Source organism: Chitinophaga horti (assembly GCF_022867795.2).
Classification (GTDB): domain Bacteria; phylum Bacteroidota; class Bacteroidia; order Chitinophagales; family Chitinophagaceae; genus Chitinophaga; species Chitinophaga horti.
The window spans coordinates 5,066,515-5,092,264 of record NZ_CP107006.1 but is presented as its reverse complement, the minus strand read 5'-3'; the positions used below and the strand labels follow the sequence as shown (position 1 = coordinate 5,092,264).

The window sequence follows — 25,750 nt, the reverse complement described above, 5'->3', positions numbered from 1 at the left end:
CTCCCTTTCTATGTTGAGTAAGATGAGGCTTATTTAGCAGCATCGAAACGTTTCGCTACTTCTTCCCATTTTACGAGGCTCCAGAACGCGTTCAGGTAATCTGCACGACGGTTCTGATACTTCAGGTAGTAAGCGTGTTCCCATACGTCAACACCCAGCAGTGGCGTGCCTTTCACTTCGGCAACGTCCATCAGTGGATTGTCCTGGTTAGGTGTAGAGCTAATTTCCAGCTTGCCGTCTTTTACCAGCAGCCATGCCCAGCCCGAACCGAAGCGGGTGATACCAGCCTGGTTGAATTTCTCTTTAAAGGCGTCGAAAGAACCGAAAGCGCTGTTAATCGCTTCGCCGAGCGCACCTGTAGGAGCGCCGCCTGCATTTGGTGCGAGGCTGGTCCAGAAGAAGCTGTGGTTCCAGTGACCGCCGCCGTTGTTACGTACAGCAGGGCTGATTTTACCAGCGCTGGCTACCAGCTCTTCCAGTGATTTATTCTCGTTTTCGGTACCTGCAATCGCTTTATTCAGATTATCTACATAAGCCTGGTGGTGCTTGCCATGGTGAATTTCCATGGTTTGTTTATCAAAATGCGGCTCCAGCGCATCGGAAGCATACGGTAAGCTTGGGAGTGTAAATGCCATGATCCTATTTTTATTGGTTAAATAATAGTCGTTTGTGATCTAAAAAGTTATCAAATTTAGTACCTAATGGGATAAATGACAAAAGGTTTGTTCGCAGATTCTTGTGCTTATTTAACCCATTATAAGTTTTTTTGTAGTATATTAGTAAGCGTAACCCCTCTGTTAACTGACCGAAATTTGAATGAAAGATGAGGGCCCTGTACCGATTTAAGTGAGGTAAGCTTCGCATTACATTAGTGTTATATTTACATATAAGTGTTACAACGGTTAACGCACTTTTCGCTATATTCGTTTTCGTATAGTATGAACCGTTAGTTTCACTATTGTTTGTTTAAAAGATAAAATATGCAGGACCAGGGCACAGGCCACCGCGATTCTCCAGATGCGATGATATCGGAGAATGCTCGATCAGGCAGCCAGTTACAGCAACTACAATCCATTGTTCAGCAGATGCCTGCGATGGTTTACATTTCCAACATCGACCAGCAATCCGTTACATGGTGTAATAAAACTTTGGAAGATACCATTGGGTACAGCCTTGAAGAAATGCAGTCTCTCGGCAGTGCTTTTTTCCCTCTGGTCATTCACCCCGACGACAGAATGGTAACGGCCGAATCGAGCCAGTCGTTCCGCGAAAAAAAGAACATGTTTGGCGGCGTACTGCGGGTAAAGCGCAGGGATTCCGATTATTGGTTTTGGGTAGTGGGGCTTGGTTGCCCATACACCTTTGATGAGCAGGGAAACGTGGTAGACGTGATCTGCGCGTTCCTCGATATCTCTATCGCGATCGATACAGGCAGCCAGATCAGCGAGGCTTTACGCGAAGTATTACGGCGGCGTAACGAAGACATACTTAATAAATTAACAGCAAGGGAAAAGGTTATATTTACATTAGCAGCACAAGGATTTAATAACAAAGAGATAGCGGAAAAGCTGACCCTCAGCCGCTATACAGTGGAGACACATCGCAAAAATATCAGACTCAAACTGAAAGTTAGAAACACCTCGGAGTTGGTGGCCCTGGCAAAACAAACCGGTATTCAATAGTATCCCAATTGCCCCTTAATCAATATTTTTTGTATTAGTTATTTTGAAAATAGACTCCTGAAACGCTTACTGCTACTAGATTTAGGAAGGTATGTTATTTATAATTTCTTTAACATAAAACCCTGAAAAATACCCAAGCTTGGGTATTTCCTCGCGTTATATTCTCGAGTAATTTAGTAGCAGATTATGAGGAGTTCATTTTGGATAGCTTAGTAATAACTTACTTATCACTATGATAACCGACGAAAAAGCCTATTTTATCCTGGATCTCAACGACACAGCTACGCCCGAAGAGATTATTTCACGATATGAGGCCTTAAAAGACCAGTATAAAAAAATCAAGGAAGAAACAGAGGATCTGAAAACCCGTCTGGCCTATCAATTGAAACAAATTGAGTTGGACGATGCATTCATATACTTAAGAAAATGCCAAAAGATACAGTAGCATCATGGTGCTGCTTTGCCATTAAATAGACCGGACTTTCATTCATTGTTTGTTAACCCAACAAACTTGTTTGAAGTCCGGCCCCTGGCAACCGAGTGTTTGATTTGATCCCCCTCGCTCTACCCCGATTTTCCAATTTTGTTGTAGTTATAGATTTTATATTACATTTATGTTGTAATTAAAATCAATGCATAACTATGAGTAGCTACTTATTGCCCGGCATTATCGTCCTGCTGGTCCTGATCCTGTTTACCTCGTTCGTGACGGTGCAGCAGGGCAGCATCGGCGTTACGACTATCTTCGGAAAGTACAACAGGATACTTTTTCCGGGGCTTAACTTCAAAATCCCCATCATCGAAAAGGTATTCAAACGCATTTCTATCCAGAACCGCTCTGTGGAGCTGGAGTTCCAGGCTATTACGGTAGACCAGGCGAATGTGTATTTTAAGGCCATGTTGCTGTATTCCGTATTAAATCAGCAGGAAGAAACGATTAAAAACGTGGCCTTTAAGTTCATGGACGAGCGTAGCTTTATGCAGGCGCTCGTGCGCACGATCGAAGGATCTATCCGCGGATTTGTAGCCACTAAAAAACAATCCGAAGTATTGGGACTGCGCCGCGATATTACCGAACACGTTAAGCAACAAATTGACCAGATATTAGAAGAGTGGGGTTTTCACCTGCAGGATTTGCAGATGAACGACATCACCTTCGACGATGCCATTATGCGCTCCATGGCGCAGGTGGTGGCCTCCAACAACCTGAAGGCGGCAGCCGAGAATGAAGGTCAGGCTTTACTGATCACGAAAACAAAAGCAGCAGAAGCAGATGGTAATGCGATCAAGATCGCGGCGGAAGCAGAACGCCAGGCGGCACAACTGCGCGGCCAGGGTGTGGCACTGTTCCGCGAGGAGGTGGCCAAGGGTATGACCATGGCTGCAAAAGAAATGCAGCAGGCCAACCTCGATACCTCTGTTATTCTCTTCTCGATGTGGACGGAAGCAATCAAACACTTCTCCGAAAACTCGAAAGGTAACGTGATCTTCCTGGATGGTTCCTCCGAAGGTATGGACCATACCATGAAGCAGTTAATGAGTCTGAACAAACTGATGGATAGCAAACAACATGCATAAATGAAAAGGACCGGCAGCATGCCGGTCCTTTTCATTTATCTTCTTGCTGCGAAGAAGTCCTTTACAAGTTGAAGGCACTCTTCCGCAAACAGTCCGTGTTCGATTTTTGTTTTGGGGTGAAAGGGCGATGTGGCCCCTGTTACCCGCCGGTAGCCGTTCTTTTCATCCTGCGCGCCGTATACCACGCGCCCGATCTTACTCCAGTACAACGCACCTGAGCACATCACGCAAGGCTCCAGCGTTACGTAGATCGTAGCATCCATGATGTACTTGCTTCCGAGGGTGTTGAACGCCGCCGTAAGGGCAATCATTTCGGCATGAGCGGTGCAATCGTTCAGCGTTTCCACCTGGTTGTGCCCGCGCCCGATAATTTGTCCGTTCATGACTACTACCGCGCCGATGGGCACTTCTCCTTCTTCTCCTGCCAGGCGTGCCTCTCTAAGCGCCTGTTGCATATAATGTTCGTCGCTTAACTGCATCAGTTTTCTACCAGTTTAATGAAATCGTCTTCCGTTAATATTTTGATGGTGTTGATCTTCTTTGCCTTTTCCAGTTTGCTGCCGGCATCTTCACCCACTACCAGGTAGTTAAGTTTGCTGCTTACGCCGCTGAGTAGTTTGCCGCCGTGTTGTTCTACGATGGATTCTGCATCGCTGCGTTTTAGTTTGGACAGGGTGCCCGTGAACAAAAATGTTTGTCCGCTCAGGGTGCCTTCGGCAGATAGGCTGCCTTGGGTGTTCTGCAGGTTCACACCCAACGCCCGTAAGCGTTCGAGCATTTGTACGTTGCCTTCATCACTAAAGAACTGGCGGATGGAACCTGCTACTTTCGGACCGATATCTTCTAACGCGAGCAGTTGTTCTTCTGTAAAATCTTTTAACTCCGTAAGCTCCTTCACGGCATGCGCCAGCGTTTTAGCCGTCGTTTCTCCAACGTAACGAATGCCGAGGCCGAAGATCAAACGGTGTAACGGTTGCGTTTTGGAGTGCTCAATAGCGGTGGTAAGATTGGTGATAGACTTTGCTCCAAACCCGCCCTGCTTCGCGATCTCAGTAAAGTCCATTTCATAAATACCCGGTACATCTTTGAGGATGCCGAGGCCGTAAAACTTACGCACGTTGCTTTCGCCAAAGCTGCGGATGTCCATCGCATCTTTGCTGACGAAGTGAATGATCCTTTCCACTACCTGCGCTTCGCAGTTGATGTTGTTGCAGCGCCATACACTTTCACCTTCCGGCTTAAATAATTCGTGATCACAAACCGGGCAGGTTTTAGGGAAGATGATATCTTTCTCCGAACCATCACGCAAATCGGCCATTGATTTAACAATGTACGGGATCACGTCGCCGGCGCGTTCTACCAGTACGGTGTCGCCTATCTTCAAATCCTTCTCGCGGATCACGTCTTCATTAAAGAGCGAAATGGAACCTACCATTACGCCGCCAATCGGCACCGGATCGATTTTCGCGACTGGTGTAATGGAGCCGGTACGGCCTACCTGGAACTCTACGTTCCGCAGTTTGCTTGTCGCCTGGCGTGCTTTAAATTTAAACGCCATGGCCCAGCGTGGGTGATGGGTGGTCATGCCGAGGCGGTCTTGTAAATCGTAGTTATTTACTTTGATCACCATGCCGTCGATCTCATATGGCAGATCGTCGCGGCGGGCTTCGAAATTGTGTACATAATCAATCACCGCCTTAATACCTTTCACTACCGTCTTCTCTTTCGCCGGGCTCCGGAAGCCTAATTCATACAGCAGATCTAACGTGCCACTATGTGATTGCAACGGGGCTGGTTCCGTTTGTCCGTCCAGCATCACGTGGTAACTCATATGATACAGGAACGCTTCCAGTCCGCGTTTGGCCACCTCTTTCGGATCGACCATGCGCAATGAGCCCGATGCGGCGTTGCGCGGATTGGCCAGCGGCGGCAGGTTGTCGGCCATGCGCTGATCATTGAATTTCTTAAACGTGTTTTTGTTGATGAGCACCTCGCCACGGATCTCGATCTGCTGTATGCCGTAATGCGAAAACGGTGCCGACAACGGGATCGTTCTTATCTGGCGGATGTTCGTAGTGATATCGTCACCCGCTACACCATCGCCGCGGGTAGCGCCGCGTGTGAGCAGATCGTTTTCGTAAATGAGGGAAATACTGGCGCCATCGAACTTGGGTTCTATGCAGTATTCAATTTCCGGCAAGCCTGTCAGCTCGCGGGTTTTGCGGTCCCAGTCCGTGAGGTCATCTTCATTGTAAGAGTTTTCGAGACTTAACATCGGTACGAGGTGTTGCACCGAAGGGAAGTTTTTCGAAAGGCCCTGCGCCACACGTGCGGTAGGCGAGTCGGGCGTCATCAGGTCCGGGTATGTTTTTTCAAGCTTCTTGAGCCAGGCGAACAATTGATCATATTCAAAGTCGGACAACACCGGGTCGTCCTGTATGTAATAACGGTAGTCGTTATAGCGGATCACGCGACGCAGCGCTTCCACCGTGTCGGTAGCGCTCTCATTTATCATGCCCTCTTCCGGCAACAGGCTAAGCAGCTCTTTAGCTACTTGCGTTAAAGTTCTTTCCGTTTCTTTCGTGTACATACTTAAGATCTGTGGCGTAAATTTAAACTTTACAACAATTATCGCCCGAATTTATTGATATGAAATACCGTTCCGTTATACTGCTGCTTTCGTTGCTGGCCGCCTGTAAGTCAAAGCCGCCCGCAGACCTGCTCCTCTACAACGCCGTTATTTACACGGTAAACGACTCGTTCACTGTAGCACAGGCCATGGCCATCAGGAACGGTCACATATTGGCCGTAGGCAGCAACGATGCCCTACAGGACCAATACGCCTATGCCGAACGGATCGATGCTGACGGCAAGGTTATATACCCCGGTTTTATTGACGCGCACGCTCATTTTACCGGCTACGGCCTCGGACTGCAACAGGTAGCGCTGGCCGGGACGGGCAGCTGGCAGGAAGTGGTAAACAAAGTAAAGGCCTTCGCCGCCGCCAATCCGCAACCATGGATACTCGGCCGCGGCTGGGACCAGAACGACTGGGACGTAAAAAGTTTCCCCGACAAGTCGCAATTGGACAGTGCCTTCCCCAACACACCGGTATTCCTCGCGCGGGTGGATGGTCACGCGGCCGTGGTGAACCAGGCAGCTTTGGATGCAGCGGGCGTAAAAGCGGGCCAAATATTGACCGGCGGCATGGTGGAGACGAGCAACGGCCGCCTCACCGGTATACTCATCGATAATGCCGTAGATCTCGTATCCTCCAAAATACCATCACCCTCCCCGGCGCAATATGAAAAGAGTTGGCGCGCAGCCGAGCAGCAATGTTTTGCGGTAGGACTTACAAGTGTATCCGATTGCGGGCTGGAATTGAAAGAAGCCTTATTGCTCGACACCCTGCAACGCAGCGGCAGCGTTCAGATGCGCGTATACGTCATGCTCAGCGACAATGAAACCAACTGGCAGTGGCTGAAGCAACATGGTCCATATAAGAAGGATCGTATCAACATAGGTGGTATGAAATTTTATGCAGACGGCGCGCTCGGTTCCCGTGGTGCCTGTTTGTTACACGAATATGCAGATAAGGCCGGCTGGAAAGGCTTTCTGCTGAAAGACAAATCCTACTTCGCGGCAAAAGCACAGGAGATGGCCGGCACCGCTTTACAAATGTGTACACATGCAATAGGCGACTCTGCCACCCGGGAAATATTGAATATTTACGCATCCGCTTTAAAAGGAAAGAACGATAAGCGCTGGCGTATCGAACATGCGCAGGTGGTAGACAGTGCCGACTTTCACCTGTTTGGCGAGTATAGTGTCGTGCCTTCCGTACAGCCGACGCATGCTACTTCCGATATGTATTGGGCTGCCAGCAGGCTGGGGCATCAGCGGGTGAAAACGGCTTATGCGTACAGGCAATTGCTCGAACAAAATGGCTGGCTGCCCCTCGGTACCGACTTTCCTGTGGAGGATATTAGCCCGTTAAAAACCTTTTTAGCGGCGGTGGGTAGAGTAGATGCGAAAGGTTACCCGGAGGGCGGCTTCCAGGCGGAAAATGCGTTGTCGCGTGAGCGGGCATTAAGGGGCATGACCATATGGGCAGCAAGGGCGGCATTTGAAGAAAAAGAGAAAGGCAGTCTGGAGCCGGGTAAGCTGGCAGACTTCATCCTGCTCGATCGTGATTTGATGAAAATGCCCGTAACGGACATACTTACAACACGCGTGGTCGCCACGTATATCGGAGGCAGAAAGGTGTACGCCGGTAAATAATAAATCACCTGTACCTTCATCGTTTAAAAGCAGTGTACGCGAGTTTGCTTCCGCCGGGAAAGACGTACGCTGCCGGATAAGTGTAAAATATGGCCCATGCCATCTGTCGAAAATTGATTATCTTTTGTTAGTTATTGTTATTGCCCCGGATACGATATCCGTTGAACATTCCACGATTATGAACACATACACCGCAGCGAATCCCTCCACCGGGGATGCACGAGAGCACTTTAAAATGGCGGTTTCCGTAGACTGTGTGATTTTTGGCTGGGAGGACGAAACGCTGAAAGTATTATTGCTACCATCATTGGAACCCGAACACCAGGGGTGCTGGATGTTGCCCGGCGATACCGTGCAGCCCGAAGAAACGTTATCCTCAGCTGCCTGGCGCGTATTAGCCCCGCACGCCGCCTTTAGTGGTCTGGAGCTGGAGCAGGTACACGCATTTGGTACCGTGCACCGGCACCCGGTAGGCAGCCTTGTTTCCGTCGCTTATTACAGTCTGGTGAACGCCGCGCAGGCACCGTTTAAAGGCACTTTGCGATGGCATTCCCTCAAGCGATTGCCGAACCTGTTGCCATATCACAAAGAAATGCTCGACACCTGTTACCGCCGGCTGCAGCACAAAGTAATCGACGGTCCCATCGGCATCGATCTGCTGCCCGAAAAGTTTTCCCTGCGTACCTTACAACACCTCTACGAAACCATTCTGGACGTGAAACTCGACCGTCGCAACTTCCGCAAAAAGTTCTTTAATATGGATATACTTGTCGACTTAAATGAGGAGGAAGACAGCGTTCCGCACCGTCCGGCACGGCTGTATAAGTTTGATGCAGGCAAGTATGACCTCCGGACAAAAAAGACCCTTGGTTTTTAATAAGTGTAATCAAAACACCCCTAAAAGGCCCCCTTCGTTTAGTCCGGGTGAACGAAAAACGCTAAAAATGTCATTTTTGGCCTGATATTTTTTTAACTTCTCAACAAGCCCGGTTTTGCTTCCTTTTTCTTGCTGAAATGCTTTACTGTATTGGTGAAGCGGCGTTATAAGGTATGTGATGAAAGTATCAGGTCTGATGATTTTTATAGAATTTTCAGTAATTATTGAAATAAAAGTTTGTTTATAAGGAAAAAAGAATTAAGATTGTGTTAAATATACGCAACCAAAGAAAGTAAGTATATTTTCGACCAGCAGAGACCAGAGAGACATTCAAGTAACCAAAATTTAAATAGCTTAAAGGAACGTTATCATATAGCGTATTCAGACAAGATTTTATATCAACCGTTTTGCTTTTATAAATTCCACTTTATTTAACTGATTGTAAATTCCACGTTGTGAACTTTAGTTTCACTAATTAATCATTACAGCTTTCTATTTGTATGAATCCCCTGCGCTTTTATCGACGCAGGGGATTTTTCTTTGTGCCCATTCAGCGATGCGCGTGAATGTTTAATATTTATCCAACGACAATAACGCTTGCTTTAATCAATTCTAAATCTGCGACCTGTTTGCATTTGTGGCCCCCCTGGCCCTTATTTTCGTAACTTGCAATCTTGCGCTGCCCATGCAGCTTTCCGCAAACACGTTATTATGTATACACCAATCAACAACGTACGTATTGTTACAGCCGCTTCTCTGTTCGACGGGCACGATGCGGCCATTAATATCATGCGCCGCATTATGCAGTCGAAAGGTGCAGAAGTGATTCACCTGGGCCATAACCGTGCGGCCGCCGAAATCGTTGACTGCGCCATCCAGGAAGATGCGCAGGGTATTGCAGTAACCTCCTACCAGGGCGGTCACGTCGAGTTTTTTAAGTACATGTATGACCTGTTACAGCAGAAAGGCTGTGGTCATATCAAGATATTTGGCGGTGGTGGTGGCACCATTTTGCCGGTGGAGATTGAAGAGATGCATGCTTACGGCATTTCACGCATCTACTCTCCGGACGACGGGCGTAACATGGGGTTGGAAGGGATGATCGAAGACCTTATTCGCCAGTGTGACTTTCCGTTGCCGGCGATTGCCCGTAAAATAGAAGTGGCCGATGCGCCGCTGATTGCCCGTGCTATTACACAGGCGGAAAACGGTCAGCCAGTGCCGCAATTACAAAAGAAAATGGCGGCGGCCGGACTGGAAGAAGAAGAGGAGCGTGCGCACCCCGTGGCGGTGTTGGGTATTACCGGTACAGGCGGTGCCGGTAAAAGCAGCGTGACCGACGAGCTGGTGCGCCGGTTTTTATATCATTATGATGATAAGACCATTGCAGTCATCTCTGTCGATCCCTCCAAGAAAAAGACGGGCGGCGCTCTGCTGGGCGACCGTATCCGCATGAACAGTATTCACCATCCCCGTGCCTACATGCGCTCCCTGGCCACCCGCGAAAGCGATAAGGCGATCAGTGAACACATCCAGGAAGCGATCGATATCTGTAAACTGGCAGGGTTCGATTTTATTATCCTCGAAACCTCCGGTATTGGCCAGAGCGATACGGCGATCATCGATTACTGCGATCTTTCTTTATACGTGATGACGCCCGAATACGGCGCCGCTTCCCAGCTGGAAAAGATCAACATGCTCGATTATGCGGATGTGATCACCATCAATAAATTTGATAAAGCCGGCGCGCTCGATGCCCTGCACGACGTGCGTAAACAATATAAGCGCAACCACGGCCTGTGGAGCGCTAAAGACGAAGAGTTGCCGATCGTGGGTACGATTGCTTCCAAGTTTAACAATACCGGCTGTAACATCCTGTTCGATACCTTAATGAAGGTGGTGGAAGAGAAGGTCGGTATCAGCTTTGGCAGCGAACATAAACAAGGCGGCAGCAGCGGCAACCTGGAAGATGCGATCATTCCACCTTCACGGGTGCGTTACCTGGCCGAAATCGTAAGTACGATCGGGGATTACGGCAAGTGGGTGAAAGAACAGAGCGCCATTGCCAGCCAGTGGTATAAAACCGCCGGCGTATTGGCCATGGATGCTTTTAAAGATAATGCGGCGCTAAAAGAAGTAAGCGAACATCTGCAACAACAACTGGCCCCGGAGTGTAAAGCACTCATCACCGGTTGGGATGAGCTCGTAAAAAAATATACTGCCGATCATTACGCCTTCCAGGTGAGGGATAAGGTGATAAAGCTGCCCCTGTTCAGTAGCAGTTTGTCGCAATCGCGCATCCCGAAATTAAGCCTGCCGAAGTTTAGTGACTGGGGTGATATCCTGCGCTGGCAGCTGACCGAAAACCTGCCCGGTGAGTTTCCTTATGCTGCAGGCGTATTTCCGCTGAAGCGGGAAGGTGAAGATCCTACCCGTATGTTTGCCGGCGAAGGTGGTCCGGAGCGTACGAACAAACGTTTCCACTATGTATCGGTAGAACAGCCGGCAAAACGGTTGTCTACCGCGTTTGATAGTGTAACACTCTATGGTGAAGATCCTGCTGAAAGGCCGGATATTTATGGTAAGATCGGCAACTCTGGCGTAAGCATTGCTACCGTGGATGATGCCAAAAAACTATACAGCGGCTTCGATCTCTGCGATCCGAAAACATCTGTTTCGATGACGATCAATGGTCCGGCCCCGATCCTGCTGGCATTCTTTATGAATGCCGCAATCGATCAGCAGTGTGAGTTATATATTGAGAAAGAAGGGCTGCAGGATAAAGTACGCGCCACCATTCAGCAACGATTTAACGACCATCCGTTGCCTTCGTACAACGGCGATTTGCCGCATGGCAACAGCGGCCTCGGGCTCGCGCTGCTCGGCGTTTCAGGCAGCGATGTACTCGAGCCGGAAGTCTATGCAAAGATAAAAGCGCATGCACTGAGCACCGTTCGTGGTACCGTGCAGGCGGATATATTGAAAGAAGACCAGGCGCAAAACACCTGCATCTTCTCCACTGAGTTCGCCCTGAAATTAATGGGGGATGTGCAGGAGTTTTTCATCAGTGAGAAAGTAAGGAACTTCTATTCTGTAAGTATCTCCGGTTACCATATCGCGGAAGCGGGTGCCAACCCGATTACCCAGCTGGCGTTCACGCTGGCGAACGGCTTTACTTACGTAGAGTACTACCTGAGCCGCGGCATGCATATCGATGATTTTGCACCGAACCTGTCCTTCTTTTTCAGCAACGGCATGGACCCTGAATATGCGGTGATCGGTCGTGTAGCACGTCGCATCTGGGCAAAAGCCATCAAACAGAAATACAAAGGCAACGATCGTTCGCAGAAGCTGAAATACCACATTCAAACTTCCGGTCGTAGTCTGCACGCGCAGGAGATCGACTTTAATGATATTCGTACCACGCTGCAGGCGCTGTACGCGATCTACGATAACTGTAATTCCCTGCACACGAACGCGTACGACGAGGCGATTACCACGCCTACAGAAGAAAGTGTACGTCGAGCGATGGCCATCCAGTTGATCATCAACCGCGAATTGGGTACTGCTAAAAACGAGAACCCGAACCAGGGCAGCTTCTTCCTCGAAGAACTCACTGACCTGGTGGAAGAGGCCGTGATGATGGAGTTCAATCGCATTACCGATCGTGGCGGCGTATTGGGTGCGATGGAGCGGATGTACCAGCGTAACAAGATCCAGGAAGAAAGCCTGTACTATGAATCGCTGAAACACACCGGCGAATACCCGATCATCGGCGTGAATACTTTTCTGAACAAGAATGGCTCTCCCACCGTGATCCCGGCAGAAGTGATCCGTTCAACAAATGAAGAAAAACAATACCAGATACAGGCTGTTGAAACCTTCAAACAACGTCATGAAGATAAAAGTGCAGCCATGCTGAAGCAATTGCAGCAGGCGGCTATTCGTAATGAAAACCTGTTTGCGGAACTGATGGAAACTGTGAAGTACTGTACCCTCGGGCAGATCACGCACGCTTTGTATGAAGTGGGTGGGCAGTATAGGAGGAATATGTAGACATATCAATTTTCTTCGACATTGCGAATGAAATGAAGCCAACTTCGTGTAGAATCATGCGGTGGTTTGCTTCATTTTATTCGCAATGATGTTTTATAGCGCGATCGTCTCTACCCAAATTCCATGTCATAACGCGCTTTGCGCATGCTATTGAATAACAGCTTAACTTTATAAGGTCGTCGAGTTGCATAACCACGTTTTATCTGTTAACTTCAAAAGTAACCTCAATGAAAAACATGCAGTTTCATTGGCAGGCCTCCATGCTACTGGGCCTTTGCCTTTACCTGTCGGCTTGTTGTAAGCCGGCCAATGTAGGGTCCCAACCGGTTCCGCTCATTTCGCAGCAAACGAATAACTGGTGTTGGGCCGCTACTACACAAATGATCACCACTTTTCTAGGCCACGGTGTGCAGCAGTGCGACCTGGCCAACCAACGTTTCGGACGAACGGATTGCTGTACAGGCAACTGTCCGAAAAACGCTGCCTGCGATTCTCCCGGCTGGACGATGTTCTCTGAAAGTGGCTTTAACTTCCGGGAGTCTACCGCGCCGCTGCCCTGGGATAGCATTACCAAATACATCTACTGCCGCAAACAGCCGCTGGCTTATGCTTATGGTCCTAAAACGGGCGGTGTAGGACACGTATTGGTGATATATGGCTATGCCACGATCGGGAGTTCCAACTATCTCTTTTTAAGAGATCCATGGGCGCCGTGCGAGGGTACTGACAGGTCTATTACGTACCAGGAGTACAGTAATTCCGGCAGCTCGGACCATTGGAGAACGATGTTTGATTTTAAATTCCGTTAAACCCTAAAAAGAAACGATCATGAAACATTATCAAAAGATATACACCCTGCTGCCGGCGGCCCTCTCCCTTTGGATGATGGCCTGTACGGCCGGTTCCTCCGGTGGTAACGGCGGCGCAAATGATACCAGCGTGGTGATGAACTCTCCGCAGAAAGCAGTAGAAGTGGCGCTGCGCGACCTGCAGCAGGTGACAGATGCCACCGTTAAAACCTTTGGCTTTGCCTCCGTCGCTGAAGCCAAAGAAGCGAAAGCTGAAGAACCCGTAAAGTTGCAGGTACTCAGCTTCGACAAATTGCTGGCCGCTGATAGCAGCGTGGCAGGCGACTCTCTCAATCCCCTAAGCCGTTATGAGGAAACCAGTCAGCAGGAACTGGTGTACCCGCTGGCGGTAGGCGGCGCTATCAAATCGACGGTTAAGATTGCCGGTATGAGCGAACGTTGGCAGATTGCCGGCTTCGACCAGGGGCATGCAAAGGTCCTGGACAATGCGCGGAAGCTTAGCCAGGGGCAAGCCTTTGGACTGGTGACGGTGCCGGGGCTCCAGTTGGCGTTTATTGCTACTAATCCGGGCGGCCGGGCGTTATACTATCCTGTTCAGACCGATGAAACGGTGGGGGTGTATAAGGACAGGCCTGTTTCTGCCTACGAATTAATACGCCTCGTATCCGGCGCCGCCAGGGCTGCCAAAGAGAAATATGGGAAAGATATCGATAGCCGGAATATCGTGAACTAACAGTAAGTAATTTGTATTAGGATTTGGTATGTGCCACCGGTGCCGATTGGGCCGGTGGCTTTTTTGTGAACCAACTATTTGCGCGTCGCATTTGCCGCACTGGCGCGATTCCCTTAATTTGCCGCATCACCAGTTTACAAACAACATGAACCCGGCACATACTTACCAGCAAAAGACACAACATTTCGGCCAGCAGATCAAACAATTCGAAGGACAGCTAAGGTTGCTGAGCTGGGGGCGGCTACTGTGTTTCCTGTTGATGATTACGGCAGGTTATGAGTATGTGCATCATGATTTTAACGGGATATGGCTGCTCGTCATCCTCGGCCTCGTCGTACTATTTATCTTCTCACTCGTTCGTTACCAACGCACACAGGATAAGTTGTTGTTGTCCAAAACCCTGCTCGATCTCAACGAAAAAGAATTATTGCTGGCGACCAAACACGTAGCCACCTTTCCGGACGGTGCGGAGTTCCAGGACGAGCAACACGACTTCGCAGGTGACCTCGACGTGTTCGGCCCTTCGTCCGTGTTTCAGCATATTAACCGCACCGGCACGCTCATGGGCAAACGAGCATTGGCGGATGCGCTGAAACGATCATCCAACAGCGTGGAAAGCGTACACCAGTTGCAGGCAGCAGTGAAAGAACTGGCCCCGCAACTCGACTTCCGCCAGCTGTATGCAGCACAGGCGATTATGGCGCAGGAGAAGGAGGACGATGTGGCTGCGTTGCGTAAGTGGTTCGATATGCCTTTGCAGTTTGCCGGTAAAACGGGGCTGCGCATCGCCAGTTATTTGTTGCCGGTATTGTTGATCGCGTCGTTCGTGTATTACGGCATTACGGGTAGTTACCTGCCTTCGTCACTGCTATTAATCATAAATGGTTTGATGATTGGCAGCGCTGTAAAAAAGGTGAACGAGATGTATACACACCTTGGTAACAAAGAGCGCATCCTACATAAGTTTGCGAACATGTTGCAGCAAGTGAGAGAGTCCCCGTGGCAGTCTGCACAACTAAAACAATATAAAACCACCGCGGAGGAGGCCGACCTGGCACTGAGGCAACTGGCGAAGACGGGCAACTTACTCGATCAGCGCCTTAACATCCTCGTAGCCGTTTTCGTGAACCTGCTTTTCCTGTACGATCTCCACTGTGCCTTTGCCATGGAGCGTTGGAAGGAGCGTTACAAAACACGTGTGCCCGACTGGCTGGATGTGATTGCAAAACTGGAAGTGCGGAACAGCTTTGCCACCTTTGCGTATAACCACCCGAACTACATTTACCCGCATGTGGAAGATAGCCCCGTAACCGTGTCCGGCACCGCTATTGGTCACCCGTTGATACCGGCGGCCGAATGTGTAACGAATGACGTGAAAATGGGCGAGGGCGCGCAATTCCTGATCATTACGGGATCTAATATGTCCGGCAAAAGTACCTTCCTGCGCAGCGTTGGTGTGAACCTGTTGCTGGCCACGCAGGGAGCGCCCGTTTGTGCAACCACCTTTAATTGCAGTCCGTGCCGGATCATGACGTCGATGCGTATTAAGGATTCTATCGCACGGCATACTTCTTATTTCCAGGCGGAGTTGTTGCGCCTGCAACATATCATCCGCGTGCTGAAAACCGGCGAACGCGCTTTTATTATCCTCGATGAAATTCTGAAAGGAACCAACTCTGAGGACAAGCTGACCGGCTCTATAAGGTTGATCAAACACTTCCTGCAATACAATTGCCTGGGCATGATCGCGACCCATGATTTGGAACTGGGGGCGCTGGAAGCACAGCATCCAGGCTACATCCGCAACTGTTGTTTCGAAAGCAGCTTAGAGAACGGCGACCTGCACTTCGATTACCGGATGCGTGAAGGCATCGCGCGTAACAAGAATGCTACTTTCCTCATGCAGCAGATGGAAATCATTTAAGGAGAAAAATTATTTTGCGTGACTAATAAATTTAGTATTTTTACTAAAATTGTTAGCAGTAAGATGACCTTGCCTTTTAATGATAGTCCTTCCGAAAACCCCTATTATAAAGGAAGAGGCGCGCAGATTAATCCGAAGAACCGCTTCCTGAAGGGGGAGTACGCCCAGGAGCATGCTGAGGGTATCGACGAGTGGTGGCAGGCCGACGTGCCTACGCAAATCTTCGAAGAGCATGCAAAAACACTGGTGAACAAGGTGGATAGTCCGGACGTAGGGATGTGGTATTCGATGAATCCCTACCAGGGATGTGAACATGGATGCATTTATTGCTATGCCCGTAACTCGCACCAATACTGGGGCTTCAGCGCCGGGCTGGACTTCGAGCGTAAGATCGTGGTGAAGAAGAATGCGCCGGAGCTGCTCAAAAAGTTTCTCGATAACAAGAACTGGGTGTGCAAACCCCTCTCGCTTTCCGGCAATACAGACTGTTACCAGCCGCTGGAGCGTAAAATGTGGATCACCCGCCAGTTACTTCAGATAGCCCTGGACTATAAACAGCCAGTGGGTATTATCACGAAGAATGCTTTGGTATTGCGTGATAAATACATCCTGCAGCAGATGGCCGAACATAACCTGGTTTGTGTGTTCGTGTCGGTGACCACCCTGCAGGAGGACCTCCGGCAGAAGATGGAGCCGCGTACCGCCACCGGTCTGCAACGCCTGAAGGTAGTAAAAGATCTCAGCGATTTGGGCATCCCTGTCGGGGTGATGACCGCTCCACTGATCCCCGGCCTCAATGATCATGAAATGCCGCAAATCCTGGAGATGGCCGCACAGAACGGCGCGAAGTATGCGGGCTACACCGTAGCGCGTCTGAACGATGCCGTAAAGCTGATCTTCAACGACTGGTTATATAAAAACTTTCCCGACCGGGCCGACAAAGTATGGCACATGGTGGAAAGCCTTCACGGCGGTCATGTGAACGACAGCGAATGGGGGCGCAGGATGAAAGGGAGCGGTAACATCTCTGAAATGATCCACCAGCAGTTCAGGATACATACCAAGAAGCTGGGGCTGAACCTGGAGAAGTTCGAGTTTAATACGTCGCTGTTTGAGCGGCCGCAGGTGCAGCTGAAGTTGTTTTAGGGCGATATGAGAAGCCGCTACGCGCGGCGCCCGATGTTACCGGCTGGATTTCCGCTTCGCAGCCCTGCGGGTGATCGTGTGCCTGCCATGCCCACCCCGGCGCCGCACTGCCATGCCTACCCCGGCGCGGCACTGCCATGCCCCCGCCCGGCGGTTCCGGTCCCATAAATATTTTATCTACTATGTAGTTTTTTAATTTTGTATTAATTACTACCTTTATTACGGCTTGTCATAAGCTGCAACCCGTAATTGTATGAACACTTATCCCAACTGCCTGAGGAAATGGTGGATGTTCGCCTGCATCGCCATGTTTCCCCTACACCTTTGTGCCCAGGATGACGATGACCGTAACATCACCATCCGTGAAATGAAACAGCGCTACGAGTTTATTACAGGTGATAAAGACAATCCCGTTAAAGTGCGCGAGAACGCCCACACGGTATACCGCTGCAATGAATACCGCGGCGCCGTACGCGTGGCCGAGTTCTACGACGATAAAAGCACCATCGACGATATCCGTATCTACGTTAATAACGAAAAGGCGAAATACATCAAGCCGGAGTACCGCTACTACGAAGTGGAAGACTTCTTCTTCTCCGACATGCACGTCGCCACCTTCGTATTGCCGCTCGAAAAGAAAGGCACCGAAAGCTACTTCGACCTCGTGCGCACCACGCATGATCCACGCTACCTTACCTCGGTGTACTTTCACGAAGGGTACTACCAGGACCTGAAAGAGATCGCTTTCGCCGTGCCACGCTGGATGCATGTCGACATAAAAGAGATGAACTTCGCGGGCTTTCAGGTAAAGAAGACCGTCGAATATGATAAAAAGACCGACGCAGACATATACGTTTACACCATGACCAATCTGCCTGCCCGGGCAGACGAGTCCATGTCGCGGGGGCCGTCTTACATTTACCCGCACCTGCTCGTTTGCAGCAAATATGCAGCACCTAAAACTGGCCGCGTCAACTTCTTCAATTCCGTAGACGACCTGTACGCCTGGTACCACAGCCTTGTGCAGACGATCGGCAACGACGCTACCACCATCAAGCCACTGGCGCAGTCGATCACGAAGAACGCAAGCACGGATATCGATAAGATCAAAGCGGTGTATAACTGGGTGCAGGAAAACATCCGCTACATCGCTTTCGAAGATGGCATCGCGGGTTTCAGGCCGGCAAAGGCGCAGGAGGTGTTGCAAAAGAAGTATGGCGACTGTAAAGGCATGGCGAACCTCACCAAGGAATTGCTGAAGTCTCTCGGCTATGATGCCCGCCTCTGCTGGATCGGCACAAACCACATCGCTTACGATTACTCCATCCCCTCACTCTCCGTAGACAACCACATGATCTGCGGCGTGAAGCATGAAGGAAAATTGTACTTCCTCGACGCAACAGAAAGCTACATCGGTTTTAACAAATACGCAGAACGCATCCAGGGCCGCCAGGTGATGGTGGAAGATGGTGATAAGTACTTTATCGAACGTATTCCCCTGGCCACTAGCGAGCAGAACGCCGAGTATGAAAAACGCGTGCTGCGCATCGACGGTAATGATCTTGCCGGTATTACAGAACACCGCTACACCGGCGAAAGTACAGAGTTCCTGCTTACACAGATCCACGGCATTAAAAAAGAAAAACTGCAGGACGCATTGCAAAGCTACCTGTCAGAAGGTAAAACCCAATGTGCGATCAATAACCTGCAAACGTCCAGCCTCCACGACTGGAATAACGATTTAACCATGAAGTATGATGTGCAGTACAAAAACGCCATCACGGGTTTTGGCAATGATCTGTACCTCGAACTCGACTTCCGCAAAGAAATGAATGACCTTAACATCGATACGACGAAACGTAAAACCGACCTGCTATTCAGCTTCAAACGTAAGCTGGTTCATGAAACGGAATTACAGCTGCCCGATGAATTAAAGGTAAGTGAACTGCCTAAAGGCATGAAGGTGTCGCGCGATAACTACGACTTCTCGGTGAGTTATGAGGTGAAGGCCAACAAGATCTTGTACCGCAAGGAGCTGATCATCAAAAATACCCATCTGCCCAAAACTGCTTTTGGTCAATGGAACGACGATGTAAAACTGCTTGCCAAAAACTATCTCCAGCAAATCTCGTTTACAAAAAAATAGCCGCTGCATGGAAACGCTGATGGTCATCGCCGCAGCGCTCAACTTCCATGACCAAAGCTCATAAATCCTTTCTCATGAAGATAAGATACTCTCTCCTGGCAGCTATGCTCGTAGTTTTCTGTGCCGCCGCGGTACATGCACAAAGCCGGCAGGACGCAAAGTATAAAGAACGCGCCGAAGAAATACGCGCCGAAGTATGGGGCTGGTCGCTGCCCGCCTTCAAGAACCGCACCGTGCCCGACAGCATGAACAAAGAGTCGGGCGTAGTGATGGCCAGGCACATCGACATCAGCGCCTCCGGCCGCAAACGTAAACGGGAGTACACCCGCATCGTGCGTGAAATGGTGAAGATCAATGACAAGGCTGCGCTGGAAGAATACTCCGAGTTCAACTACCAGCAATTCAGCCGCTCCCTGATGTCGTATCCCGTTACGGAAACCCGTGTGCTGGGCGTGCGCATCATCAAACCTGATGGCGCTGTTAAATACGTGAACGCCGACGATGCCGTGGCCACTACCGACGATAAAACAGACAAGCAGCGTAAGCTGGCTATCTCTGATCTGCAGGTAGGCGATATTATCGATTACTTCGTGTGTATGGAACAGGTGCTGGAAGGTTACCAGACCTTCCTGCCGGAAACGTTCGTGCTGGGGGATGATAAGCCTATCCTGTCGTACTCCATTCACACCGAAGTGGCCGATCGTTTCGTGACGCAATATCGCTCCAGCAACGGCGCGCCGGAGTTTAAAAGGAAATATGCCGATGGCACCGTGGAACTGGACATGCTCGTACGCAACATCCCCGCGCTGCCCATGAGCCTGTGGATGTCGCCCATACGCCAGGTGCCGCTGATCCGCATGAACCTCGTAGAGATCAACGATCCTTCATTGGGCGGCCCTACCAAAGGCACGGTGATGAAAAATCCGGCCACCTTCCGTACCCGTGAAGCGGCAACTAAACACGTACTCGGCAGCCGCTCCGGCACCAGTTATGCGACCGTTCCGTTCCTGGGTGATACCAAAGAGCTGATCGCGAACTACAAAAAAGCCAACCGCGACGCCACCGACCGCGACATCGTTACTTTTGCCTACTATGCGATTCGCTACCTGGCACTGTACCGTGTGAATGCAGGCGATAAGATATTGGTGGGCCAGGGCCGTAACTACAGCACCCTCAACCAACGCCGCTTTTTGTTGTACCTGAATTACATCCTCGTAAAGAATGATATTCCTACCGACTTCGTACTGGTAACTTCCAAGTACGGTCCTGACCAGGACGAAGTGATGCTCCCCGGCGACTACGAATGGATGTTGAAAACGAGGGAGAAGGATCCCCTGTTCATCAGTGTGGAAGGCATGTTCACCAACGCGTCGTACATCGCGTCCGAATTCGAAGGCCAGCATGCGTACGTGGTAGAGGGCGCCAAAGTGCGCAGGGAAGATGGGTTTGCCGACCAGGTAGATCTGCCCCAGACCACACCTGCGGAAAATGCGAAACTGGAAAAAATGAGCATCAGCCTGGATGATAATATGCAACTGCTCAATATCGACCGCACTACTACGGTGAAAGGTCATCTTAAACACGACGACCAGCAATCGCTGCTGCTGTTCGAAGAATATTACGAGGAAGAACGGAAGAACATGGGCGTGAAAACGTCGTTCATGGAGGAATTTGCAGACAGTCGCCGTAACAAGTCGCTGGCGGAAGAGTACGCGAATGCATTTGCGAAGGCGCGTAAAGACTGGAAAGACATCTTCAAGGGAGAAATAAAAGGCACTTTTGATGTGGAGCCTAAAGAAGTAAGCAAGTTTGGTATTACGAAGATGGGGTTACAGCATGCAAAGCCCGACTTTGTATACACCACCCGCTTCTCATTGGAAGGTCTGGTGAAACGTGCCGGTAACAATTACATCCTCGATGCCGGTAAACTCATCGGCGGCCAGCTGACCCTTAAACCATCGCAGCGCGATCGTAAAGTGGATGTATACATGCCCTTCGCCAGGTCGTTCGAGTATAGTATAGATATACAAATCCCGGCCGGTTACACGGTGGAGGGGCTCGATAAACTGCAGCAAAACGTGGATACGGACGCCGCTTCCTTCGTGGTGAACGGGGCGGTAAACGGCGGGAAGCTGACACTTAATATCAAAAAAACGTATAAGCATGCCTTCGAAAAGGCAGCACAGTGGGGCGATTTGGTGAAAGTGATCGATGCGGCGCTGGCTTTCCAGGATGCAAAGTTACTGCTGAAGAAAGCGTAACCTGTTCAGTTCTAAAGATGTTTAGTAATTTTTTTGAATTAATAATTTTTTTACCTGGAAAATTATGCAGAGTAAAAAAATCAATATATCTTTGTTGTAGAGTTAAATAGAATAGAGCAAAAAGAAGTGTTACACAATTGTCAATATATGAAGCAGGTTATTTCCCGCAAGCAAATGAAGCTGGCGGTAGAAATGCGGGCATGTTATAAAGGTAAATAATACAAACTTACTTTAAGATATAACAAGAAGGTCCCGCAGGAAACGCGGGACCTTTTTCTTTATAAGTGATGATGAAAGAGAAGATGATTATTACGCTGTCGCAGAGTGCATGTCGAAAGATGTGTAAGCAGGTTTTTGCTTATAAAACCAGGCGGGAGAGGTATGTTATAGTATAAACAAATTGTTTATAATGATAAAATACCCGGTCCGCTGATAAAGTTGGCCGGGTTTTTTCTTTTAGAGGCCAGCTGAAACATAGGATGGAACAGTAATTTATATTAACCGGTACGCACTTTTAATTATTTGAGAAGTGGCTTGCCCCCAAAACTTGAGCCCATGAGAAATGTAGTACAACTTGTAAGAGAGGCCCTGGTAGAAAACTTTAGGGAAATCGACCAATGGTTCGATAAAGATCACTCCCTGCTGCACTTCAAACCCACGTTAGACCACTGGAACGCCAGGGAAGTACTGGAGCACATTAGTTTAGCCAACTACTTTTTGCTCCTGATTATTAACAAAAGCACCCGTCGCGCACTGGACCGCCGTGTAAATGGCCTGATCGTGATGCCACCGCCCAACTATGAAGATAAGTTTCGAGAGATCGATGTGATCAGCGATGGTACCTTCCAATGGGTACGGCCCGAACATATGGAGCCCACCGGCCTGCAGGCGATGTCCGAAGTAAGGGCGCTGCTGAAACAACAGTATGCACAGTGCGTGTACAACCTGTCCCTGCTTAAAAACGGCGAAGGCCGCCTGGTAAGCATCAATATGAGCGTAAATAATCTCGGTAAACTGGATGTTTACCAGTACATATATTTCCTCACAAAGCATATCCAACGCCACATCCGCCAGATGCAGAAACTGGAATTGCAGTATGAGGAAACGGAAGCGCTTGCATCCTAAACAGCTATGCATGGGTTGTATTGCAATTCAGCCGCCCGTGTATGCTTTATTTTCTAAACTTTTAAATTGATAACAATGCTCCGGAACAGCATAGATTCAGGCAGACGCAATCTTGATCCACGCGGGTCCGGGCAGGTTATTCCCGTTACTATGTAACAGTAGTGAACGAATAAAAATGATCTGGTCCGGCCATCATGAGCCGGACCTTTTTGTTGCCCGTCCCCCGCCGCTCTCATGCATTTCCCTGAATTAAAACAGACAACATTGAAGATGCCGGCCCTGTATTTGTGCCGGTACGTTACAACAACAAACGAATGGCAAAATTAAAACTGAGAGGTAAAGACCTCCGGAACATAGGTTACCCCGAAAGCCCTGTCATCAGCATCGCGATCGGTGTAATGGAATTACATTATAAACATCATTCACAGGAAGATGCGCTCGCCGTATTATCGAAAGTACTGGCCTCGCCGCAAGATTATGTAAACGACGAAGTACTGGGTAAGATCGCTGAACGACTGGTGGAGAAGCAGGAACAGGAAGCACGCGCCCTGAGGGATAACGGGATTAAGTATGCCGTATACGGCGCTGAATTTATAGATCCTTCCGCCATCCGGCAGATGGAACAGGCCGTACGACTGCCTGTAGCCGTAGCCGGTGCCTTGATGCCGGATGCGCATCACGGGTACGGATTGCCGATCGGTGGTGTATTAGCTACCGGGAATGCAGTCATTCCTTACGGCGTAGGCGTTGATATTGGGTGCAGGATGTGTTTGAGCATTCTTGACCTGCCTGTGAAATCACAGCAGGCAGAATACAACAAATACGTGAAGGTGCTGACCGATCATACCAAGTTCGGTGCCGGCGCAGCCTGGAAGCATACACCCGATGCAGAGGTACTAGAACGTAAAGAGTTCGAAGAGCTGCCGCTGTTGAAGTTCCTGCATGATAAAGCTGTAGGACAATTAGGTACTTCCGGCTCGGGCAACCACTTCGTGGAATGGGGTGTGGTGCATATCCAGGACGCGCAAAACGAATGGGGACTAATGCCGGGTGAATACACTGCGATATTAAGTCACTCCGGCTCCCGTGGCCTTGGCGCGCAGGTAGCAGGGCATTATACGCGGCTGGCAAAAGAACTTTGTCCGCTCCCGAAAGAAGTGCAACACCTGGCGTGGTTAGATTTAAACTCTGAGGCCGGACAGGAATACTGGCTGTCGATGAACCTGGCAGGTGATTACGCCTCCGCCTGTCACCACCTGATCCACGAGCGACTGGTAAAAGCGATGGGTGCAGAAGTGCTGGCGCGGGTGGAGAACCATCATAACTTCGCGTGGAAAGAAACCCATGAGGGCAAAGAGATGATCGTACACCGTAAAGGTGCTACCCCGGCCGGTAAAGGTGTAATGGGTATCATCCCCGGATCGATGACGGCGCCGGGTTACATCGTACGTGGTCGTGGTGAAGCTGCTTCGCTGGATTCTGCATCGCATGGTGCAGGCAGAGCGATGTCGCGGACGGCAGCTACGCAGTCGATTACCCGTCATGCGATGGATAAGATGTTACGTGACCATGGCGTAACGCTGATTGGTGGCGGTCTGGACGAGGCGCCGATGGCGTATAAGAATATTAATGAAGTAATGAGTGCCCAAACCGATTTGGTGGAAGTGCTCGCCCGTTTCCAGCCGACGATCGTGCGGATGGCGGATGGGGAATAAAATGTTGTGGGTGTAAGTAGAGAAAGGCTGTCTGTATTCAGGCGGCCTTTTTTATGTGCTGCAATGGCGTTTCCCACATGCGCATCTTGTTACAGCTGCTATCTGCTTAATGAAAGATACGCAGCGGCACATGTTTGCGCCCATGGTCCTATAACTGACAACGCATTTTCACTGGATAAAACGGCTTGATAGTGCATTAATATAACTGTTACATCGGGATAACCGGCCAATATCCCACTATAGAATGTGGACTTGACCCGGAGATGAAGTTGACTTGTCCCGGAGGTGACATGGAGTAGTCCAAAATTGGGCAAAAGTTGAATTTTTGGGTAGAAGTGCGTGGTCTTTTATGCAGGAAGGGCAGGTTGGGGAGACATGGGATGTGAATGCGGTGGATTAATCAGTCGTGCAGGGGCGTTGGGGAAAGATAGGGGCATGAGGGGGCGGGCTGCTCGTCCGGTAAGCAGCCGATATCAACGTAGGTGAAGCTAGCGTGGTGGAAGGTGCGCCTGGCGTTCAGCCAAAACTAACCCGGTGGAAGGTTCGCCTGGCGTTCAGCCGAAACTAACCCGGTGGAAGGTACGCCTGGCGTTTCGCCGTGCGTTTCGTGTGCTGCATCTTTTCATTTTCAGCCGGCGGCGTAGCAGGCTTTGTAGCCGTTTCTTTAGTTGGTGGCAATATCGCGATGATGTCCATGGCATTGAACTTCCGGTTGCCCATTTTGTACGGCACGCCATTTTCCAGTTTGCAGTAAATGGCTTCCAGTATAATCATGCAAGGGCCACTGTGAGAGGACGGAATGGTGAGGCAGAATGCATCCGGCGTTTGCTGATCGCTGAGTGTTACCGTTTCGCTGCTGATCGTTTGCGAAGTGCCCTGTGCAAAATCGAAGAACACGGCTACAGCGCGGAATTGCAGGAGGTTTGTTTTGGCGTGGAACTGTTTGCGTGGCTGCGTGACCGTTACCTCGATGTTGCCATTGTAAGTACGTTGCGCTGAATAGCTACAGCTGATGCTGCGGTGCTGGTTGATCTGCATTCCTTCAAGCGCGCGGAGGTTAGGCAGCGTTACCTGCCGGCGGCCGGCCTGACGTTGTGCATCTGCTTTTACAATAGCCACCATCGCCTTGTTCAGGCGGTTGGCAAATGTATCGTCGTGGTACGTAACGATGTCTTTCACGATCCCGTTGCGCAATACCGCCGCATGGCTCGATGCGGTACCAAAATCTTTCGCCGCCCTTTTCGTGGCAGGCGTCTGGTGTACGTACTCCGGTACGGAGCGTACGCGCTGCTCCCCCTTGACGCGATAGCTGATCACGTTCCCCATTCTGCCGGAGAACTTGATGATAGAAGTCATATTTCCCATAGTGTGTATTCGGTTTATAATGAAACGGAATATACCGAAAATGGGTCGTGGG

The 25,750-nt window shown here is 49.8% G+C and carries 18 protein-coding genes; 14 read left to right on the top strand and 4 right to left on the bottom strand.

The window, feature by feature from the left end:
- Positions 1-29: 29 nt before the first annotated feature.
- A complete protein-coding gene (locus MKQ68_RS20450) occupies positions 30-635 on the bottom strand; it encodes a superoxide dismutase (RefSeq protein WP_244844891.1) in 606 nt (201 codons plus the stop codon).
- 345 nt (positions 636-980) lie between these two features.
- Here MKQ68_RS20450 and MKQ68_RS20445 point away from each other — a divergent pair, with 345 nt between their 5' ends.
- From MKQ68_RS20445 to MKQ68_RS20435, 3 genes are all read left to right on the top strand, one after another.
- Positions 981-1,682: a LuxR C-terminal-related transcriptional regulator gene (locus tag MKQ68_RS20445; RefSeq protein WP_264280717.1), complete on the top strand. Its 702-nt coding sequence runs from the start codon at positions 981-983 to the stop codon at positions 1,680-1,682.
- A 232-nt stretch (positions 1,683-1,914) separates the two neighbouring features.
- On the top strand, positions 1,915-2,127 hold the full coding sequence (locus MKQ68_RS20440; RefSeq protein ID WP_264280716.1) for a hypothetical protein: 213 nt from the start codon (positions 1,915-1,917) through the stop codon (positions 2,125-2,127).
- A gap of 197 nt (positions 2,128-2,324) precedes the next feature.
- A complete protein-coding gene (locus MKQ68_RS20435; RefSeq protein ID WP_264280715.1) occupies positions 2,325-3,260 on the top strand; it encodes an SPFH domain-containing protein in 936 nt (311 codons plus the stop codon).
- 35 nt (positions 3,261-3,295) lie between these two features.
- Here the strand turns inward: MKQ68_RS20435 and MKQ68_RS20430 are convergent, their stop codons facing one another.
- Together MKQ68_RS20430 and ligA are read right to left on the bottom strand one after the other, a co-directional pair.
- Complete coding sequence (locus MKQ68_RS20430; RefSeq protein WP_255861732.1) at positions 3,296-3,739, bottom strand: nucleoside deaminase; 444 nt, start codon at positions 3,737-3,739, stop codon at positions 3,296-3,298.
- The gene (ligA, locus tag MKQ68_RS20425) at positions 3,739-5,850 is read right to left on the bottom strand and encodes an NAD-dependent DNA ligase LigA (protein WP_264280714.1); all 2,112 of its coding nucleotides are present in this window, start codon (positions 5,848-5,850) and stop codon (positions 3,739-3,741) included. The genes MKQ68_RS20430 and ligA overlap by 1 nt, the downstream gene beginning before the upstream one ends.
- A 59-nt stretch (positions 5,851-5,909) precedes the next feature.
- Between ligA and MKQ68_RS20420 the strand changes: the two genes are divergently transcribed.
- The 11 genes from MKQ68_RS20420 to MKQ68_RS20370 all read left to right on the top strand — a co-directional run bounded on the left by MKQ68_RS20420 (position 5,910) and on the right by MKQ68_RS20370 (position 24,333).
- Positions 5,910-7,541: an amidohydrolase gene (locus tag MKQ68_RS20420; RefSeq protein WP_264280713.1), complete on the top strand. Its 1,632-nt coding sequence runs from the start codon at positions 5,910-5,912 to the stop codon at positions 7,539-7,541.
- A gap of 178 nt (positions 7,542-7,719) precedes the next feature.
- A complete protein-coding gene (locus MKQ68_RS20415; RefSeq protein ID WP_264280712.1) occupies positions 7,720-8,418 on the top strand; it encodes an NUDIX hydrolase in 699 nt (232 codons plus the stop codon).
- 711 nt (positions 8,419-9,129) lie between these two features.
- Positions 9,130-12,474 carry a methylmalonyl-CoA mutase family protein gene (locus MKQ68_RS20410; RefSeq protein WP_264280711.1) on the top strand — a complete coding sequence of 1,115 codons (3,345 nt, stop codon included), beginning with the start codon at positions 9,130-9,132 and terminating at the stop codon, positions 12,472-12,474.
- Between the two features lie 227 nt (positions 12,475-12,701).
- Positions 12,702-13,283, top strand: a complete 582-nt coding sequence (locus tag MKQ68_RS20405; protein WP_264280710.1) for a C39 family peptidase — start codon at positions 12,702-12,704, stop codon at positions 13,281-13,283.
- A 19-nt stretch (positions 13,284-13,302) separates the two neighbouring features.
- The gene (locus MKQ68_RS20400; protein WP_264280709.1) at positions 13,303-14,016 is read left to right on the top strand and encodes a hypothetical protein; all 714 of its coding nucleotides are present in this window, start codon (positions 13,303-13,305) and stop codon (positions 14,014-14,016) included.
- Between the two features lie 145 nt (positions 14,017-14,161).
- A complete protein-coding gene (locus MKQ68_RS20395) occupies positions 14,162-15,940 on the top strand; it encodes a MutS-related protein (RefSeq protein ID WP_264280708.1) in 1,779 nt (592 codons plus the stop codon).
- Between the two features lie 63 nt (positions 15,941-16,003).
- On the top strand, positions 16,004-17,086 hold the full coding sequence (locus tag MKQ68_RS20390) for a PA0069 family radical SAM protein (protein ID WP_264280707.1): 1,083 nt from the start codon (positions 16,004-16,006) through the stop codon (positions 17,084-17,086).
- A gap of 253 nt (positions 17,087-17,339) precedes the next feature.
- A complete protein-coding gene (locus tag MKQ68_RS20385) occupies positions 17,340-19,232 on the top strand; it encodes a transglutaminase-like domain-containing protein (RefSeq protein ID WP_264280706.1) in 1,893 nt (630 codons plus the stop codon).
- A 74-nt stretch (positions 19,233-19,306) separates the two neighbouring features.
- Complete coding sequence (locus MKQ68_RS20380) at positions 19,307-21,493, top strand: DUF3857 domain-containing protein (RefSeq protein ID WP_264280705.1); 2,187 nt, start codon at positions 19,307-19,309, stop codon at positions 21,491-21,493.
- A gap of 555 nt (positions 21,494-22,048) precedes the next feature.
- On the top strand, positions 22,049-22,618 hold the full coding sequence (locus MKQ68_RS20375) for a DinB family protein (RefSeq protein WP_244844825.1): 570 nt from the start codon (positions 22,049-22,051) through the stop codon (positions 22,616-22,618).
- Positions 22,619-22,932: 314 nt separating this feature from the next.
- Entirely contained in the window at positions 22,933-24,333 is a 1,401-nt protein-coding gene (locus MKQ68_RS20370; protein ID WP_264280704.1) for an RtcB family protein, read from the top strand.
- A 564-nt stretch (positions 24,334-24,897) separates the two neighbouring features.
- Here the strand turns inward: MKQ68_RS20370 and MKQ68_RS20365 are convergent.
- Positions 24,898-25,698: a hypothetical protein gene (locus MKQ68_RS20365; RefSeq protein WP_244844820.1), complete on the bottom strand. Its 801-nt coding sequence runs from the start codon at positions 25,696-25,698 to the stop codon at positions 24,898-24,900.
- Between the last annotated feature and the right edge of the window lie 52 nt (positions 25,699-25,750).